The 16,642-nt window shown below is 65.6% G+C and carries 13 protein-coding genes and 1 tRNA gene; all 14 read right to left on the reverse strand.

Going from position 1 to position 16,642, the window contains the following annotated elements:
* Positions 1-119, reverse strand: a 119-nt coding sequence (locus E2F46_RS17035) for a GTP-binding protein (RefSeq protein ID WP_049420184.1), incomplete at its 3' end; no start/stop codon positions are given.
* Positions 120-200: 81 nt separating this feature from the next.
* Positions 201-2,324: an elongation factor G gene (fusA, locus tag E2F46_RS17040; RefSeq protein WP_133323784.1), complete on the reverse strand. Its 2,124-nt coding sequence runs from the start codon at positions 2,322-2,324 to the stop codon at positions 201-203.
* Between the two features lie 180 nt (positions 2,325-2,504).
* Positions 2,505-2,972, reverse strand: a complete 468-nt coding sequence (rpsG, locus tag E2F46_RS17045) for a 30S ribosomal protein S7 (protein WP_133323785.1) — start codon at positions 2,970-2,972, stop codon at positions 2,505-2,507.
* Positions 2,973-2,984: 12 nt separating this feature from the next.
* A complete protein-coding gene (gene rpsL, locus E2F46_RS17050) occupies positions 2,985-3,359 on the reverse strand; it encodes a 30S ribosomal protein S12 (RefSeq protein ID WP_133323786.1) in 375 nt (124 codons plus the stop codon).
* Between the two features lie 276 nt (positions 3,360-3,635).
* Entirely contained in the window at positions 3,636-7,868 is a 4,233-nt protein-coding gene (rpoC, locus tag E2F46_RS17055; protein ID WP_133323787.1) for a DNA-directed RNA polymerase subunit beta', read from the reverse strand.
* Positions 7,869-7,949: 81 nt separating this feature from the next.
* Complete coding sequence (gene rpoB, locus E2F46_RS17060) at positions 7,950-12,125, reverse strand: DNA-directed RNA polymerase subunit beta (protein ID WP_133323788.1); 4,176 nt, start codon at positions 12,123-12,125, stop codon at positions 7,950-7,952.
* A 377-nt stretch (positions 12,126-12,502) separates the two neighbouring features.
* Positions 12,503-12,883 (reverse strand): 50S ribosomal protein L7/L12, encoded by a 381-nt coding sequence (rplL, locus tag E2F46_RS17065; protein WP_133323789.1) that lies wholly within the window; start codon positions 12,881-12,883, stop codon positions 12,503-12,505.
* A 76-nt stretch (positions 12,884-12,959) separates the two neighbouring features.
* Positions 12,960-13,484 carry a 50S ribosomal protein L10 gene (gene rplJ / locus E2F46_RS17070; protein WP_133323790.1) on the reverse strand — a complete coding sequence of 175 codons (525 nt, stop codon included), beginning with the start codon at positions 13,482-13,484 and terminating at the stop codon, positions 12,960-12,962.
* Between the two features lie 438 nt (positions 13,485-13,922).
* On the reverse strand, positions 13,923-14,621 hold the full coding sequence (rplA, locus tag E2F46_RS17075; protein WP_133323791.1) for a 50S ribosomal protein L1: 699 nt from the start codon (positions 14,619-14,621) through the stop codon (positions 13,923-13,925).
* Between the two features lie 4 nt (positions 14,622-14,625).
* Positions 14,626-15,054 (reverse strand): 50S ribosomal protein L11, encoded by a 429-nt coding sequence (gene rplK, locus E2F46_RS17080; RefSeq protein ID WP_133323792.1) that lies wholly within the window; start codon positions 15,052-15,054, stop codon positions 14,626-14,628.
* Between the two features lie 204 nt (positions 15,055-15,258).
* Positions 15,259-15,831: a transcription termination/antitermination protein NusG gene (gene nusG / locus E2F46_RS17085; RefSeq protein WP_133323793.1), complete on the reverse strand. Its 573-nt coding sequence runs from the start codon at positions 15,829-15,831 to the stop codon at positions 15,259-15,261.
* 17 nt (positions 15,832-15,848) lie between these two features.
* Complete coding sequence (gene secE, locus E2F46_RS17090; protein ID WP_133323794.1) at positions 15,849-16,229, reverse strand: preprotein translocase subunit SecE; 381 nt, start codon at positions 16,227-16,229, stop codon at positions 15,849-15,851.
* A 47-nt stretch (positions 16,230-16,276) separates the two neighbouring features.
* A tRNA-Trp gene (locus E2F46_RS17095) sits at positions 16,277-16,352 on the reverse strand.
* Positions 16,353-16,523: 171 nt separating this feature from the next.
* The coding region (locus E2F46_RS17100) for an EF-Tu C-terminal domain-related protein (RefSeq protein ID WP_486624439.1) at positions 16,524-16,642 on the reverse strand (119 nt) is incomplete at its 5' end.

Here is a 16,642-nt window from a genome sequence, read left to right on the forward strand (position 1 = left end):
AAACGCTCCGCGCCGATCTTCGTCAGCGCCGCCGTCAGCGTCGTCTTGCCGTGGTCCACGTGGCCAATCGTGCCCACGTTCACGTGGGGCTTGGTGCGCTCGAACTTACCCTTTGCCATTGTCTTTGCCTCTATGGATGCGAAATGCGTGATTGATGCTGCGCGGCATGCCGGACCGCCGGCATGCCGCGAAACCGGGCATCAGCCCTTCTTGATGACCGCGTCGGCGATGTTGGCCGGTGCCTCTTCGTAATGGTCGAATTCCATCGTGAAGGTGGCGCGACCCTGCGACATCGAACGCAGCGAGGTCGCGTAGCCGAACATCTCGCCCAGCGGGATCATCGCGTTGATGATCTTGCCCGACGGGCTGTCGTCCTGGCCCTGCAGGATGCCGCGGCGACGGCTGACGTCGCCCATCACATCGCCCAAGTACTCCTCGGGACTGACGATCTCGACCTTCATCATCGGCTCCAGCAGCGCCGGGCTGGCCTTGACGAAGCCCTGCTTGAAGGCCATCGACGACGCCAGCTTGAACGCCATTTCCGACGAGTCGACGTCGTGGTACGAACCGAACACCAGCTTGACCTTCACGCCTACCACCGGGAACCCGGCCAGCGGGCCGCTGGTGATGGTCTCGCGCATGCCCTTCTCGACCGACGGGATGAACTCCTTCGGGATCACGCCACCGGTGATCTCGTTGATGAACAGGAAGTCGTCCTTGATGTCGGCCGCGTACTTCTCGCGATCCTCGGCGGTCAACGGCGACATCTCGATCACGACGTGGCCGTACTGGCCCTTGCCGCCCGACTGCTTGGCATGCTTGTAGTCCGACTTCACGTCGCTGGAGCGGATGGTCTCGCGGTAAGCGACCTGCGGCTTGCCGACGTTGGCCTCGACGTTGAACTCGCGCTTCATGCGGTCGACGATGATGTCCAGGTGCAGCTCGCCCATGCCGGCGATGATGGTCTGGCCGGACTCTTCGTCGGTGCGCACGCGGAACGAGGGATCTTCCTGCGCCAACCGGCCCAGGGCGATACCCATCTTCTCCTGGTCGGACTTGGTCTTCGGCTCGACCGCCATCGAGATCACCGGCTCCGGGAACGTCATGCGCTCGAGCGTGATGATGTTGTCCTGCGCGCACAGGGTGTCGCCGGTGGTGACGTCCTTCAGGCCCACCGCCGCGGCGATGTCGCCCGCGCGCACTTCCTTGATCTCTTCGCGATTGTTGGAGTGCATCTGCAGGATGCGGCCCACGCGCTCCTTCTTCATCTTGACCGGGTTGTAGACCTGGTCGCCAGCGTTCAGCACGCCCGAGTAGACGCGGAAGAAGGTGAGCGAGCCCACGAACGGGTCGGTCATGATCTTGAACGCGAGCGCGGAGAACGGCGCCTTGTCGTCGGCCGTGCGGGTGTCTTCCTTCTCGTTCTCGTCGATGCCCTGCACCGGCGGACGGTCGGCCGGCGACGGCAGCAGGTTGATCACGCCGTCGAGCATGGCCTGCACGCCCTTGTTCTTGAACGCGGTGCCGCAGAACACCGGGATGACCTCGGTCTTCAGTGTGCGCTCGCGCAGGCCAGCGACGATCTCGGCCTCGGACAGGTCGCCCTCGTTGAGGTACTTGTCCATCAGCTCTTCGTTGGCTTCGGCCGCGGCCTCGACCATGAAGCTGCGCGCCTCGGCCGACTTGTCGGCGAGGTCGGCGGGGATGTCGCGATACTCGAAGGTCGTGCCCTGCGACGCGCTGTCCCAGTGGATCGCCTTCATCTTCAGCAGGTCGACCACGCCCTCGAAGCCGTCCTCGGCGCCGATCGGCACCTGCATCGGAACCGGATAGGCACCCAGGCGAGACTTCAGCTGCTCGACCACCTTGTCGAAGTTGGCACCGGTGCGGTCCATCTTGTTGACGAACGCAAGGCGCGGCACCGAGTACTTGTTGGCCTGGCGCCACACGGTCTCGGACTGCGGCTGCACGCCACCCACGGCACACAGCACGAACACCGCACCGTCGAGCACGCGCAGAGAACGCTCCACCTCGATGGTGAAGTCGACGTGGCCGGGGGTATCGATGATGTTGAAGCGGTGCTCCGGCAGCGACTTGTCCATGCCCTTCCAGAACGCCGTGGTGGCCGCCGAGGTGATGGTGATGCCGCGCTCCTGCTCCTGCTCCATCCAGTCCATGGTGGCGGCGCCGTCGTGCACTTCGCCGATCTTGTGGCTCACGCCGGTGTAGAACAGGATGCGCTCCGACGTCGTGGTCTTGCCGGCGTCGATGTGCGCCATGATGCCGAAGTTGCGGTAGCGTTCGATAGGGGTCGTGCGAGCCACGTCAGGCCTCTCGTCTTGTCTGGTCTGGAAGTCCATGCGCCATGGCGTGGACCGTCGCGAAGGAATCGCTGGATGGCCGAATGCCGCCCGGGGGCGGCATCAGGTCATCCTTGCGGCAAGGCCGCGGGAATGGCACTCAAATGGTGCCGAAGGGCCCGGGGTACAAGGCCCGCGACACGGTTACCAGCGGTAATGCGCGAACGCCTTGTTCGCATCCGCCATGCGGTGGGTTTCTTCACGCTTCTTGATCGCGCCACCGCGGTTTTCGGAAGCGTCGATGAGTTCGGCGGCCAGCTTGCGCGGCATCGTGTTCTCGCCGCGCTTGCGCGCGGATTCGATCAGCCAGCGCATCGCCAGCGCGAGGCGGCGCGAACTGCGCACTTCGACCGGCACCTGGTAGGTGGCGCCACCGACGCGGCGGGACTTCACCTCGACCGAGGGCGACACGTTGCCGAGCGCCTTCTCCACGAGCTCGACGGCATCGCCGTTCTTCTCGCTGATGACGTCCATCGCACCGTAGACGATCTTCTCGGCCACGGACTTCTTGCCGCTCTGCATGACCATGTTGATGAAGCGGGCGATGGTCTCGCTCCCGTGCTTCGGGTCGGGCAGCACGGAACGCTGGGGGGTATTGCCTTTACGCGACATGGGTCAGTTTCCTCAGGCTTTCGGGCGCTTGGCGCCGTACTTGGAACGCGCCTGCTTGCGCTTGGCGACGCCGGCGGCGTCGAGCGAGCCGCGCACGGTGTGGTAACGCACGCCCGGCAGGTCCTTCACGCGACCACCCCGGATCAGCACCACAGAGTGCTCCTGCAGGTTGTGGCCCTCGCCGCCGATATACGAGATGACCTCGTAACCGTTGGTCAGGCGCACCTTGGCGACCTTGCGAAGCGCCGAGTTCGGCTTCTTCGGGGTGGTGGTGTACACACGCGTGCACACGCCGCGGCGCTGCGGGCAGTTCGCCAACGCGGGCGAAGTGCTCTTGTAGGTTTCAGGGCTGCGCGGCTTGCGCACCAGCTGATTGATCGTTGCCATCGTATGGAGTTCTTTCGGTTGGGCCGGAGCCGTTCGGGCGGGCCTGAGCGTGAAAACGACGGCAGGCGGGGAACCCCGACCTGCCGAGACGAAAAAGTATAGCTGGCGCGGACGGAACCCGTCAACGCAAACCATACCGCTGCCGACCCTGGCCCAGGCACGAAGCCGGTCCGGAACCGCAGTGAGACATCCGCCCGTCCTGGGCCGAAGACGAGGCGCTCCCTGCGCCTCATTTCGAGGTCTGGGCGGCCCCTGCGGGCCGCCGGTCATGCTGGATCAGGTGCCCGCGGACTCCTCGCCCGCCTCGGAGACGGCTTCCGCCGCCTCGACGGCCTGGGCCGGGTCCTGGCCACCCGACAGGGTTTCCATCTCGGACTCGGTCAGGCCGGACGCCTTGCGGCGCCGGTTGGTGTGGTAGGCCAGGCCCGTGCCCGCCGGGATCAGGCGTCCGACGATCACGTTCTCCTTCAGGCCGCGCAGCGTGTCGCGGGTGCCGCGGACGGCCGCCTCGGTCAGCACGCGGGTGGTTTCCTGGAAGGACGCCGCCGACAGGAACGACTCGGTCGCCAGCGAGGCCTTGGTGATGCCCAGCAGCACCGGATCGGCCTTGATCGGCAGTTCGTTGCGCGCCGCGAGCTTCTGGTTCTCCTCAATGACGCGCTGGCGCTCGGCCTGTTCGCCGGCCAGGAACTTGCCGTCGCCCGGATCGGTGATCTCGACCTTGCGCAGCATCTGGCGAACGATCACCTCGATGTGCTTGTCGTTGATCTTCACGCCCTGCAGGCGGTAGACGTCCTGGATTTCCTTGGTCAGGTACGACGCCAGCGGCTCCACGCCCAGCAGGCGCAGGATGTCCTGCGGGCTCGGCTCGCCGTCCACCACGGTCTCGCCCTTCTCCACGTGCTCGCCTTCGAACACGATGATCTGGCGGTACTTCGGGATCAGCTCTTCGTGATCGTCTCCGTCGGCGGCCTTGATGATCAGGCGCTGCTTGCCCTTGGTGTCCTTGCCGAAGCTGACCACGCCGGACTTCTCGGCCAGGATCGCCGGATCCTTCGGCTTGCGCGCCTCGAACAGGTCGGCCACGCGCGGCAGGCCACCGGTGATGTCGCGGGTCTTGGAGGCTTCCTGCGGCACCTTGGTGACCACGTCACCCACGCCGACCGGCGCGCCATCCTGCAGGTTCACGATCGAGCGCGGCGGCAGCAGGTACTGCGCCGGCAGGTCGGTGCCGGGGATGTTGAGGTCCTTGCCGTCCTTGTCGACGATGCGCACGATCGGGCGCAGGTCCTTGGCCTGCGAGCCGCGACGCTTGGGATCGGTGATCTCGCGCGAGGCCAGGCCGGTCAGGTCGTCGGTCTTCTCGATCACGGTCACGCCGTCGACGAAGTCGACGAAGCGCACGAAACCGGTCACTTCCGACACGATCGGGTGGTTGTGTGGATCCCAGTTGGCCACGGTCTGGCCGGCCTTGATCTCGGCGCCGTCCTTGACGGTGATGGTGGCGCCGTAGGGCAGCTTGTAGCGCTCGCGCTCGCGGCCGTGGCTGTCGAGGATCGACAGCTCGCCCGAACGCGACACCACCACCAGGTTGCCGCTGGCGTGGGCCACGGTCTTGAGGTTGTTGAACTTGATCGAACCGGTGGTCTTGACCGTCACGTTGTCGATGGCCGCCGCGCGCGATGCGGCACCACCGATGTGGAAGGTACGCATCGTCAGCTGGGTGCCGGGCTCGCCGATCGACTGCGCGGCCACCACGCCCACGGCCTCGCCGAGGTTGACGATATGGCCACGGCCCAGGTCGCGGCCATAGCAGTGCGCGCAGACGCCGAAGCTGCTTTCGCAGGTGATGGTGGAGCGCACCTTGACCGACTGCACGCTGGCGTCTTCGAGCTTCTGCACCCAGGCTTCGTCGAGCAGGGTGTTGCGGGTGACGATCGGATCCTCGTCGTTGCCCGGCAGGAACACGTCCTCCGCCACGACGCGACCCAGCACGCGGTCGCGCAGCGGTTCGACCACGTCGCCGCCCTCGACGATCGGGGTCATCATCAGGCCGGCCATCGTGCCGCAGTCGGACTCGGTGATCACCACGTCCTGGGCCACGTCGACCAGGCGACGGGTCAGGTAGCCCGAGTTCGCGGTCTTCAGCGCGGTATCGGCCAGGCCCTTTCGCGCGCCGTGGGTCGAGATGAAGTACTGCAGGACGTTCAGGCCTTCGCGGAAGTTCGCCGTGATCGGCGTTTCGATGATCGAGCCGTCTGGCTTGGCCATCAGGCCGCGCATGCCGGCCAGCTGGCGGATCTGCGCCTGCGAACCACGCGCGCCGGAGTCGGCCATGATGTAGATCGAGTTCATCGACTTCTGCGCGACCTGCTCGCCCTTGGCGTTGGTCACGGTCTCGGTGCCGATGGCGTCCATCATCGCCTTGGCCACGCGCTCGTTGGTGCGCGACCAGATGTCGACCACCTTGTTGTAGCGCTCGCCGGCGGTGACCAGGCCCGACTGGTACTGCTGCTGGATTTCCAGCACTTCGGTCTCGGCCTCGTCGAGGATGCCCGCCTTTTCGCTGGGGATGGTCATGTCGTCGATGCCGATCGACACGCCCGCGCGGGTCGCGAAACCGAAGCCGGTGTACATCAGCTTGTCGGCGAACACCACGGTGTCCTTCAGGCCCAGCTGGCGGTAGCAGCTGTTGATCAGGCGGCTGATGTTCTTCTTGGTCAGCTCGGTGTTGGCCAGCGCGAACGGCAGGCCCTCCGGCAGGATCTCGGCCAGCAGCGCACGGCCCACCGTGGTGTCCACGATCGACGTCTTCTTCTCGCGGCTGCCGTCCTCGTCGACCACCGTCTCGGTGATGCGCACCTTCACCTTGGCGTGCAGGCCGGCGACCTTGTTGTCGTAGGCGCGCTTGACCTCGGCGATGTTGGCGAACGCCATGCCCTCGCCCGGGGTGTTCTCCAGCGCACGGGTCATGTAGTACAGGCCCAGCACCACGTCCTGCGACGGCACGATGATCGGCTCGCCGTTGGCGGGCGAGAGGATGTTGTTGGTCGACATCATCAGCGCACGCGCTTCCAGCTGGGCTTCCAGCGAAAGCGGCACGTGCACGGCCATCTGGTCACCGTCGAAGTCGGCGTTGAACGCCGTACACACCAGCGGATGCAGCTGGATCGCCTTGCCTTCGATCAGCACCGGCTCGAACGCCTGGATGCCCAGGCGGTGCAGCGTCGGTGCGCGGTTGAGCAGCACCGGGTGTTCGCGGATCACCTCTTCGAGGATGTCCCACACCTCGGCCTCTTCGCGCTCGACCAGCTTCTTGGCGGCCTTGATGGTCGTGGCCAGGCCACGGCGCTGCAGCTTGGCGAAGATGAAGGGCTTGAACAGCTCCAGCGCCATCTTCTTCGGCAGGCCGCACTCGTGCAGGCGCAGGGTCGGGCCGACCACGATGACCGAACGGCCCGAGTAGTCGACGCGCTTGCCCAGCAGGTTCTGGCGGAAGCGGCCCTGCTTGCCCTTGATCATGTCGGCCAGCGACTTGAGCGGGCGCTTGTTGGTGCCGGTGATGGCGCGGCCGCGGCGGCCGTTGTCCATCAGCGCGTCCACCGACTCCTGCAGCATGCGCTTCTCGTTGCGCACGATGATGTCGGGCGCGTTGAGCTCCAGCAGGCGGCGCAGGCGGTTGTTGCGGTTGATGACGCGGCGGTACAGGTCGTTGAGGTCGGACGTGGCGAAGCGGCCGCCGTCCAGCGGCACCAGCGGACGCAGGTCCGGCGGCAACACCGGCAGCACGGTCATGACCATCCACTCGGGGCGGTTGCCCGACTCGAGGAAGGCCTCGACCAGCTTGATGCGCTTGGTCAGGCGCTTGAGCTTGGTCTCCGAACCGGTGGCGGCGATCTCTTCCTTCAGGCGCACCATCTCGGCCTGCAGGTCGATCGTACGCAGCAGGTCGAACACGGCCTCGGCGCCCATCGCGGCGTCGAAGTCGTCGCCGTGCTCCTGGCGCATCTGCATGAACTGCTCTTCGTTGAGCAGCTGGCCGCGTTCCATCGGGGTCAGGCCCGGCTCGGTCACGACGAACGCTTCGAAGTACAGGATGCGCTCGATGTCGCGCAGGGTCATGTCCAGCATCAGGCCGATGCGCGACGGCAGCGACTTGAGGAACCAGATGTGCGCGACCGGCGAGGCCAGGTCGATGTGGCCCATGCGCTCGCGGCGCACCTTGGCCAGGGTCACTTCGGTGCCGCACTTCTCGCAGACCACGCCGCGGTGCTTCATGCGCTTGTACTTGCCGCACAGGCACTCGTAGTCCTTGATCGGCCCGAAGATGGCGGCGCAGAACAGGCCGTCGCGCTCGGGCTTGAAGGTGCGGTAGTTGATGGTTTCGGGCTTCTTCACTTCGCCGAACGACCACGAGCGGATCAGGTCGGGCGACGCCAGCGCGATCTTGATCGCGTCGAAGTCGAGCGCCGGGCGCTGCTGGTTGAAGAGGTTGAGCAAATCTTTCATGTCTGTCTCCAGGATTGAGGAACCACGATTCGGTGCGGTGCGCCGCGGGAAGGGACGTGCCCTGCCCGCGCGTCACGTACCTCAGTGCTCCTCAAGCTCCATGTTGATGGCCAGCGAACGGATTTCCTTCACCAATACGTTGAAGGATTCCGGCATGCCGGCGACCATCTCGTACTCGCCGTCGACGATGTTCTTGTACATCTGGTTGCGGCCCTGCACGTCGTCGGATTTCACCGTCAGCATTTCCTGCATGGTGTAGGCCGCGCCGTAGGCTTCCAGCGCCCACATTTCCATTTCGCCGAAACGCTGGCCGCCGAACTGCGCCTTGCCGCCCAGCGGCTGCTGGGTGACCAGCGAGTACGGACCGGTCGAACGGGCGTGCATCTTGTCGTCGACCAGGTGGTTCAGCTTCAGCATGTGCATGTAGCCGACCGTGGTCTTGCGGTCGAAGGCATCGCCGGTGCGGCCGTCGTACAGCTGGGTCTGGCCGCTGGTCGGCAAGTCGGCGAGTTCGAGCATCTTCTTGATCTCGGACTCGGCCGCACCGTCGAACACCGGCGTCGCCATCGGCACGCCGTCGGTCAGGTTCTTCGCCAGCCCGATCAGCTCCTCGTCGCTGAACTGCTTCAGGTCGACGCGCTGCGCGGCCACCGACTTGTCGTGGTTGTAGATCTCGTCGAGGAACTTGCGCAGGTCGGCGACCTTGGCCTGTGCCTGCAGCATCGCGTCGATCTTGCGGCCCAGGCCCTTGGCGGCCCAGCCCAGGTGCGTCTCGAGGATCTGGCCGATGTTCATTCGGCTCGGCACGCCCAGCGGGTTGAGCACGATGTCCACCGTCTCGCCGTTGGCCATGTACGGCATGTCCTCGACCGGCACGATGGTCGACACGACGCCCTTGTTGCCATGGCGCCCGGCCATCTTGTCGCCCGGCTGGATGCGGCGCTTGACGGCCAGGTAGACCTTGACCATCTTCAGCACGCCCGGGGCAAGGTCGTCGCCCTGGGTGATCTTGCCGCGCTTGTCGGCGAAACGCTTCTCGAATTCCTTCTCGTGCGCGTCGATCTGCTTCTGCGCGCGCTCGATGGCCTCGGCGGCGTCATCGTCCTTCATGCGGATCTGGAACCAGTCGGACTTCTTCAGGCCGTCGAGCACCAGCGAGGTGACGGTGTCGCCCTTCTTCAGCCCCGGGCCGCCGTTGGCGACCTTGCCCTGGATCTGGGTGCGCAGGCGCGCGTAGATCGCCGCCTCGAGGATGCGGAACTGGTCGTCGAAGTCCTTCTTGACGCGCTTGATCTCGGATTCCTCGATCTGGCGCGCACGCTTGTCCTTCTCGATGCCGTCGCGGGTGAAGACCTGCACGTCGATGACGGTGCCGTCCATGCCCGGCGGCACGCGCAGCGAGCTGTCCTTCACGTCCGAGGCCTTCTCGCCGAAGATCGCGCGCAGCAGCTTCTCTTCCGGGGTCAGCTGGCTCTCGCCCTTCGGCGTGACCTTGCCGACCATGATGTCGCCGGCACGCACTTCGGCGCCGATGTACACCACGCCGCTCTCGTCGAGGCGATTGAGCGCCTGCTCGGAGACGTTCGGGATGTCGGCCGAGATCTCCTCGGGGCCCAGCTTGGTGTCGCGCGCGACGCAGGTCAGCTCTTCGATGTGGATCGTGGTGTAGCGATCCTCCTCCACCACGCGTTCGGAGAGCAGGATGGAGTCTTCGAAGTTGTAGCCATTCCACGGCATGAACGCGACCAGCATGTTCTGGCCAAGCGCCAACTCGCCGATGTCGGTCGAGGGGCCGTCGGCCAGCACGTCGCCACGCGCCACCACGTCGCCCACGTTCACCAGCGGACGCTGGTTGATGCAGGTGTTCTGGTTGGAACGGGTGTACTTGATCAGGTTGTAGATGTCGACGCCGGCGTCGGTTTCACCCGACATCTCGGCATCAAGGACCTTGACCACGATGCGGCCGGCGTCGATCTGCTCCACCGTGCCACCACGACGTGCGTTCACGGTCACGCCCGAGTCGCGCGCCACGGCGCGCTCGATGCCGGTGCCGACCAGCGGCTTCTGCGCACGCAGCGTCGGCACGGCCTGGCGCTGCATGTTGGCACCCATCAGTGCGCGGTTGGCGTCGTCGTGCTCCAGGAACGGCACCAGCGCCGCGGCGACCGACACGGTCTGCATCGGCGACACGTCCATGAAGTGAACTTCGGACGGCGGCTTGAGCAGGGACTCGCCCTGGTAGCGGCAGTCCACGAACTGCGCGGCCAGGTTGCCCTTCTCGTCCTGCGGCGCGTTGGCCTGGGCGATGACGAACTCGTTCTCCTCGATCGCGGACAGGAACTCGATCTCGTCGGTGACCTTGCCGCCCACGACCTTGCGGTACGGGGTTTCGAGGAAGCCGTACTTGTTGGTCCGCGCGAACACGGCCAGCGAGTTGATCAGGCCGATGTTCGGGCCTTCCGGCGTCTCGATGGTGCAGACGCGGCCGTAGTGGGTCGGATGCACGTCGCGCACTTCGAAGCCGGCGCGCTCGCGGGTCAGGCCGCCCGGGCCCAGGGCCGAGACGCGACGCTTGTGGGTGACTTCCGACAGCGGGTTGTTCTGGTCCATGAACTGCGACAGCTGCGACGACCCGAAGAACTCCTTCACCGCCGCCGCGACCGGCTTGGCGTTGATCAGCTCCTGCGGGGTCAGGCCATCGGCCTCGGCCATGGTCAGGCGCTCGCGCACGGCACGCTCGACGCGCACCAGGCCCACGCGGAACACGTTCTCGGCCATTTCACCGACCGAACGCACGCGGCGGTTGCCGAGGTGGTCGATGTCGTCGACCACGCCGCGACCGTTGCGGATCTCGGTCAGCACCTTGATCACGTCGAGGATGTCGGACATTCCGCCGTATTCCTCGCGCAGGCGCACGGACTCTTCGTCCTTGCGCTCGGCGAAGTACTTGGCGTCGTACAGCACCGGGGCACCGGTCACCTCGCGGCGGCCGATGCGGCGGTTGAACTTCATCCGGCCCACGCCCGACAGGTCGTAACGCTCGAACGCGAAGAACAGGTTGTGGAACAGGTTCTGCGCGGCGTCCTTGGTCGGCGGCTCGCCGGGACGCATCATCCGGTAGATCTCGACCAGCGCGTCGAGCTGCGTCTTGGTCGCGTCGATCCGCAGGGTGTTGGAGAGGTACGGCCCGCGGTCCAGGTCGTTGACCCAGATGGTGCCCACGGCTTCCACGCCAGCCTTGCGCAGCGCGGCCAGCGAATCCTCGGTGATCTCGTCGTTGGCGGTGGCGATCAGCTCGCCGGTCGTGGTGTCGACCACGTCATGCGACAGGATGCGACCGACGAGGTATTCGTCCGGAACGGCCAGCGCTTCGATGCCGGAGGCCTCGAGCTGCTTCACGTGGCGCGCGGTGATGCGCTTGCCGGCCTCGACGATGATCTTCTCGCCGTCGGACAGGTCGAAGTTCAGCGTCTCGCCACGCAGGCGCTCGGCGACCAGCTCCAGCTGCACGCCCTCGCCATCCGGCAGGATGTGGAAGGTGTTGATCTCGAAGAACTCGTTGAGCATTTCTTCGTTGCTGTAGCCCAGCGCACGCAGCAGCACCGACACCGGCAGCTTGCGGCGACGGTCGATGCGGGTGAACAGCGCGTCCTTCGGGTCGAACTCGAAGTCCAGCCACGAGCCGCGGTAGGGAATCACGCGGGCCGAGAACAGCAGCTTGCCCGAGCTGTGGGTCTTGCCGCGGTCATGGTCGAAGAACACGCCCGGCGAACGGTGCAGCTGCGACACGATGACGCGCTCGGTGCCGTTCACGATGAAGGTGCCGTTGTCGGTCATGAGCGGGATTTCGCCCATGTAGACTTCCTGCTCCTTGACGTACTTGATCGCCTTGTTCGACGACTCGCGGTCGTAGATGACAAGGCGCACGGTCACGCGCAGCGGCGCGCCGTAGCTCATGCCGCGCTGGCGGCACTCGCGCTCGTCGAACACCGGCTCGCCCAGCTTGTAGCCGACGTATTCCAGCGCCGCGTAGCCGTTGTAGCTGACGATCGGGAACACCGACTTCAGCGCGGCGTGCAGGCCGCGGTCCGCGCGCTTGGAAGGATCGGCATCGGCCTGCAGGAATTCCCGGTAGGAGTCGACCTGGATGGCGAGCAGGAACGGCACCTCGAGGATCGAGCGGCGCTTGCCGAAGTTCTTGCGGACGCGCTTCTTCTCGGTGAACGAATAATCGGACTGTTGCGTGGACGTCGTCATGGGGAGCGGATGCCTCGGTCTTGGCGTCGCGCGAACGCGCCGCCGGGAAACGAAAAGTCGTCACTGGGCAGTCGCTGGTATTGCCGGCACCAGCACGCCCTTCTCCCGCTACTACCCACTGACGACTGCGGAACTGCTTGTTGCAATTGCGATATCGCACCAACGACCGAAGGCCGGGGGCATTCGCCCCCAGCCTCGGTTTCAACTTTCATTCCCGCGCGAGCGGGATTCCAGTGTTTTGCTTCAAAAGCACTCTCTGATGGATCAACAGCTGACGCTGGATGACCAGCCATTCGGCTGTTGTGTAGCTTTTCCCGCTTTCGCGGGGATGATGTCCGGGCAGCCAAGCGCGCCTGCGGCGCGCCTGGGCCCTCACATCACTTGACTTCGACGGTCGCGCCGGCGGCTTCCAGGTCCTTCTTGAACTTGGCGGCGTCGTCCTTGGACACGCCTTCCTTCACGGTGCCACCGGCTTCGGTCAGGTCCTTGGCTTCCTTCAGGCCCAGGCCGGTGATCGCGCGGACCACCTTGATGACCTCGACCTTCTTGTCGCCGGCCGACTTCAGGCTGACCGTGAACTCGGTCTGCTCTTCGGCAGCGGCAGCGGCGCCACCACCCGCGGCCGGACCAGCGGCCACGGCGACCGGGGCAGCGGCGGACACGCCGAACTTCTCTTCGAACGCCTTGACCAGCTCCATCACCTCGACGAGGGACTTGCTGCCGATGGCTTCCAGGATTTCTTCGTTGGAAAGGGACATTGTGATTACCTCAATTGACTGATTTGGAAACAGCTTGATCGTTGTGATCGCGCCGAACTGTGTTTCAACAAGGACTTCAGGCGGCCTTCTGCTGGCCGACCGCGTTGATGACGCGGGCGGTGGACGCAGCGGGCTCGGCCAGGACGCGGGCCAGCATCGTTGCCGGCTGCGCGATCAGGCCCACCAGCATCGCCAGTGCCTGCTCGCGGGTCGGCAGCGACGCCAGGACATCCACATGGGAGCCCGGGTACATCTGCCCACCCAGCGAAACCAGGCGCGGCTTCAGCTTGTCGGCGGTCTTGGCGAAGTCCTTGATGAGGCGGCCGGCGGCACCGGGGTCTTCCTTGGAGAAGGCGTAGAGCAGCGGACCGGTCAGCTCGTCCTGGATGACGGCGTAATCGGTGTTTTCCACTGCGCGCGAGACCAGCGTGTTCTTCGCAACCTTCAGGAACACGCCATTCTCGCGGGCCTTCTTGCGCAGGTCGGTCAATTGCGAGACCGTCAAGCCAAGGTATTCCGCGGCAACCAGCGAGTGCGCCGATGCGGCGACCCCTGCCAGTTCGGCAACGACTTCCTTCTTCTGGTTCAGATTCAGAGCCATTGCACTTCCTCTCTTGCTTCTATTCCGCCCCGTTGCATCCGCGCCGGGACGGGCCATGGTCCGCATCGTTCCTTCGATGCGTGAAATGCCTTGCGGCACTTCCTGGCGGCCGTTTCCAAAATGTCGATCGGATCGAACAATCCCGGAGGGTCGGCAACCATCTACGCAGGCCCTTTCGTGCGCGTGCACTCCGGGATTAAGCGGTCTGGCCAACAACGACGGCGATTCCGTGCCATAGCGAGCTTCCGTGCCCGTCGCCGTTGCGGCTTCGACCGCGCCTGCGGTCTTTGACGGCCCCACCTTGGACTTGCGTCGTCGGCGGGCCCTCAAAATTCTTGACCCCTCCTCCGCTTGCGGGGGAGGGTTGGGGCGGGGGAACCGCGCTTGGCGCACCCCCATCCCGGCCTTCCCCCGCAAGCGGGGGAAGGGGACACGCCATTACTTCAACGACAGCGACGACTGGTCGACGGTCACGCCGGGGCCCATCGTCGAGCTGACCGACACCTTCTGCAGGTACTGACCCTTCGACGTAGCCGGCTTGGCCTTGACCAGGTCGGCCAGCAATGCCTGCAGGTTTTCCTTCAGGCGCTCGCTGTTGAAGTCGGCCTTGCCGATGGTGCAGTGGATGATGCCGGCCTTGTCGGTGCGGTAACGCACCTGGCCACCCTTGGCGTTCTTCACCGCTTCGCCCGGGTTCGGGGACACAGTGCCGACCTTCGGGTTCGGCATCAGGCCGCGCGGGCCGAGCACGGTGCCGAGCTTGCCGACCACGCGCATCGCGTCCGGCGTGGCGATGACCACGTCGTAGTTCAGCTCGCCGCCCTGCATACGCTCGGCCAGGTCGTCCATGCCGACCGCGTCGGCACCTGCGGCCAGGGCTTCATCCGCCTTGGCGCCGGCCGGGGCGAACACCGCCACGCGCACCGACTTGCCCGTGCCCTGCGGCAGCACGGTCGAGCCGCGGACCTGCTGGTCCGACTTCTTGGCGTCCACGCCGAGGCGGACGGCGACGTCCACGGCCTCGACGAACTTCGCCTTGCTGTTGTCCTTGACGATCTTCAGCGCCTCATCGATCGCGTAGGCCTTGCCCGGCTGCACGGCAGCCCGGCTGTTCTTCTGTCGTTTGGTCTGTGCCATGGTCTCAGCCCTCCACCGTCAGGCCCATCGAACGGGCCGAGCCCGCGATGGTGCGTACCGCCGCGTCCAGGTCGGCCGCAGTCAGGTTGGGTTCCTTCGCCTTCGCGATTTCCTCCAGCTGCTTGCGGGTGACCTTGCCCACCTTCTCGGTGTTCGGGCGCTTCGAGCCGGAGGTGATGCCCACGGCCTTCTTCAGCAGGATCGACGCCGGCGGCGTCTTGGTGATGAAGGTGAAGGTACGGTCCGAGTAGGCGGTGATCACGGTGGGGATCGGGAGGCCCGGCTCCAGCTTCTGCGTGGCGGCATTGAATGCCTTGCAGAATTCCATGATGTTCAGGCCGCGCTGGCCCAGCGCAGGGCCCACCGGCGGCGACGGATTCGCCTGCCCGGCCTTGACCTGCAGTTTGATGTAACCGACGACTTTCTTTGCCATTTCGACTCTCTCCGGGTGCTAGCGCCTGCGAAGGCTCCCCATCGGGCCGGGAACGAAACCATCAAGGGCATCGCGCGTCCCGGCGTCGCGCCTGCCCCATCCACGCGAAAGGCCGCGCATGCGGCGGCCAGTGCGTTTGCCCGGCATCCCGGGCAGGGAGCCGGAAAGTATAGCGGGTTCCGGGGCGGAAGTCAGCCCCGCCGGTCAGGCCTTCTCGACCTGCCCGAACTCCAGCTCGACCGGGGTCGAGCGGCCGAAGATCAGCACCGCCACGCGCAAGCGGCTCTTCTCGTAGTTGACTTCCTCGACCACGCCATTGAAATCGTTGAACGGGCCGTCGGTGACGCGGACCATCTGGCCCGGCTCGAACAGCACCTTCGGGCGCGGCTTCTCGACGCCTTCCTGTACGCGATCCAGGATCACCGCAGCCTCGTCGTCGCGGATCGGCAGCGGGCGGTCGGCGGTGCCGCCGATGAAGCCCATGACCTTCGGGGTTTCCTTGACCAGGTGCCAGCTCTCGCTGTCCATCCGCGGGATGCCGTCCTCGTCCTGGGTGGCGATCTGCACCAGCACGTAGCCCGGGAAGAACTTGCGCTCGGAACGGCGCTTCTGGCCGGAGCGCATCTCGACGACCTCCTCGGTCGGCACCAGTACGTCGCCGAACTTCTCCTGCATGCCGGTCCGGGCGATGCGGTCACGCAGCGCCTGCGCCACCGACTTCTCGAAGCCGGAATAGGCATGCACCACGTACCAGCGCTTGACGCCTTCGGTATCCATCAACGCTCGTTACTCCGTCACTGTCCCAACAAAAACCGGATGGCGACGCGGATCACCGCATCGAAGCCCATCAGGATCAGGGCAATGATCGCAACCGCGATCATCACCACCCATGTCATGCGCACGGCTTCCTGGCGCGTCGGCCAGACCACCTTGCGCAACTCGAACCGCGCCTCGGACAGGAACCCCCGGGTCGCGACGCCCTTCGGCGTGACCATGAACACACCCACCGCGGCCAGCACACCCGCCACCACCGCACCGACGCGCAGCGCCGTGGGCCACTGCCCCTCGAACCAGTAGAACGCGACCACGCCGGCCACGACCAGGGCCACGGCCAGTGCGTACTTGAGGATGTCGCCGGTGGACGCCGACTTGTTGTGTTCGACTCTGCTGTTCAAGTCATGCTGCTCTTGATGTCGTCCGGAAATCCGCCGGACCGGCCGGATGGCACGCCAGGAGGGACTCGAACCCCCAACCTGCGGTTTTGGAGACCGCTGCTCTGCCAATTGAGCTACTGGCGTATCGATGCAACCCGCCGTCCGCGGAATTCCTTAGACGGCGAAGGCGGACCAGGGTTCCGGCCCGCCTTGCTTCGCGGTTCTCCCCGGCCTGGGCCAAGGGGAACCACTGACCCCCGCCTGCGCAGGGGTGACCTTCCGGTAGCCACGCGCTTGCGCGCGTGGGCCGCCAGATCACTTGACGATCTTGCTCACCACGCCGGCGCCGACCGTACGGCCGCCTTCGCGGATCGCGAAACGCAGGCCTTCGTCCATCGCCACCGGGTTGATCAGCTCCACCACCATCTTCACGT

This window comes from Luteimonas aestuarii (assembly GCF_004357985.1).
In the GTDB taxonomy this organism is placed as follows: Bacteria; Pseudomonadota; Gammaproteobacteria; order Xanthomonadales; family Xanthomonadaceae; genus Luteimonas; species Luteimonas aestuarii.

Excerpts from the sequence above, each read along its gene's own strand:
- rplJ (WP_133323790.1), bottom strand. The coding sequence starts at position 13,484 with ATGGCTCTGAATCTGAACCAGAAGAAGGAAGTCGTTGCCGAACTGGCA.
- rplA (WP_133323791.1), bottom strand. The coding sequence starts at position 14,621 with ATGGCACAGACCAAACGACAGAAGAACAGCCGGGCTGCCGTGCAGCCG.
- rpoB (WP_133323788.1), bottom strand. The coding sequence starts at position 12,125 with ATGACGACGTCCACGCAACAGTCCGATTATTCGTTCACCGAGAAGAAG.
- rpsG (WP_133323785.1), bottom strand. The coding sequence starts at position 2,972 with ATGTCGCGTAAAGGCAATACCCCCCAGCGTTCCGTGCTGCCCGACCCG.
- rpsL (WP_133323786.1), bottom strand. The coding sequence starts at position 3,359 with ATGGCAACGATCAATCAGCTGGTGCGCAAGCCGCGCAGCCCTGAAACC.
- rplK (WP_133323792.1), bottom strand. The coding sequence starts at position 15,054 with ATGGCAAAGAAAGTCGTCGGTTACATCAAACTGCAGGTCAAGGCCGGG.
- nusG (WP_133323793.1), bottom strand. The coding sequence starts at position 15,831 with ATGGATACCGAAGGCGTCAAGCGCTGGTACGTGGTGCATGCCTATTCC.
- rpoC (WP_133323787.1), bottom strand. The coding sequence starts at position 7,868 with ATGAAAGATTTGCTCAACCTCTTCAACCAGCAGCGCCCGGCGCTCGAC.
- rplL (WP_133323789.1), bottom strand. The coding sequence starts at position 12,883 with ATGTCCCTTTCCAACGAAGAAATCCTGGAAGCCATCGGCAGCAAGTCC.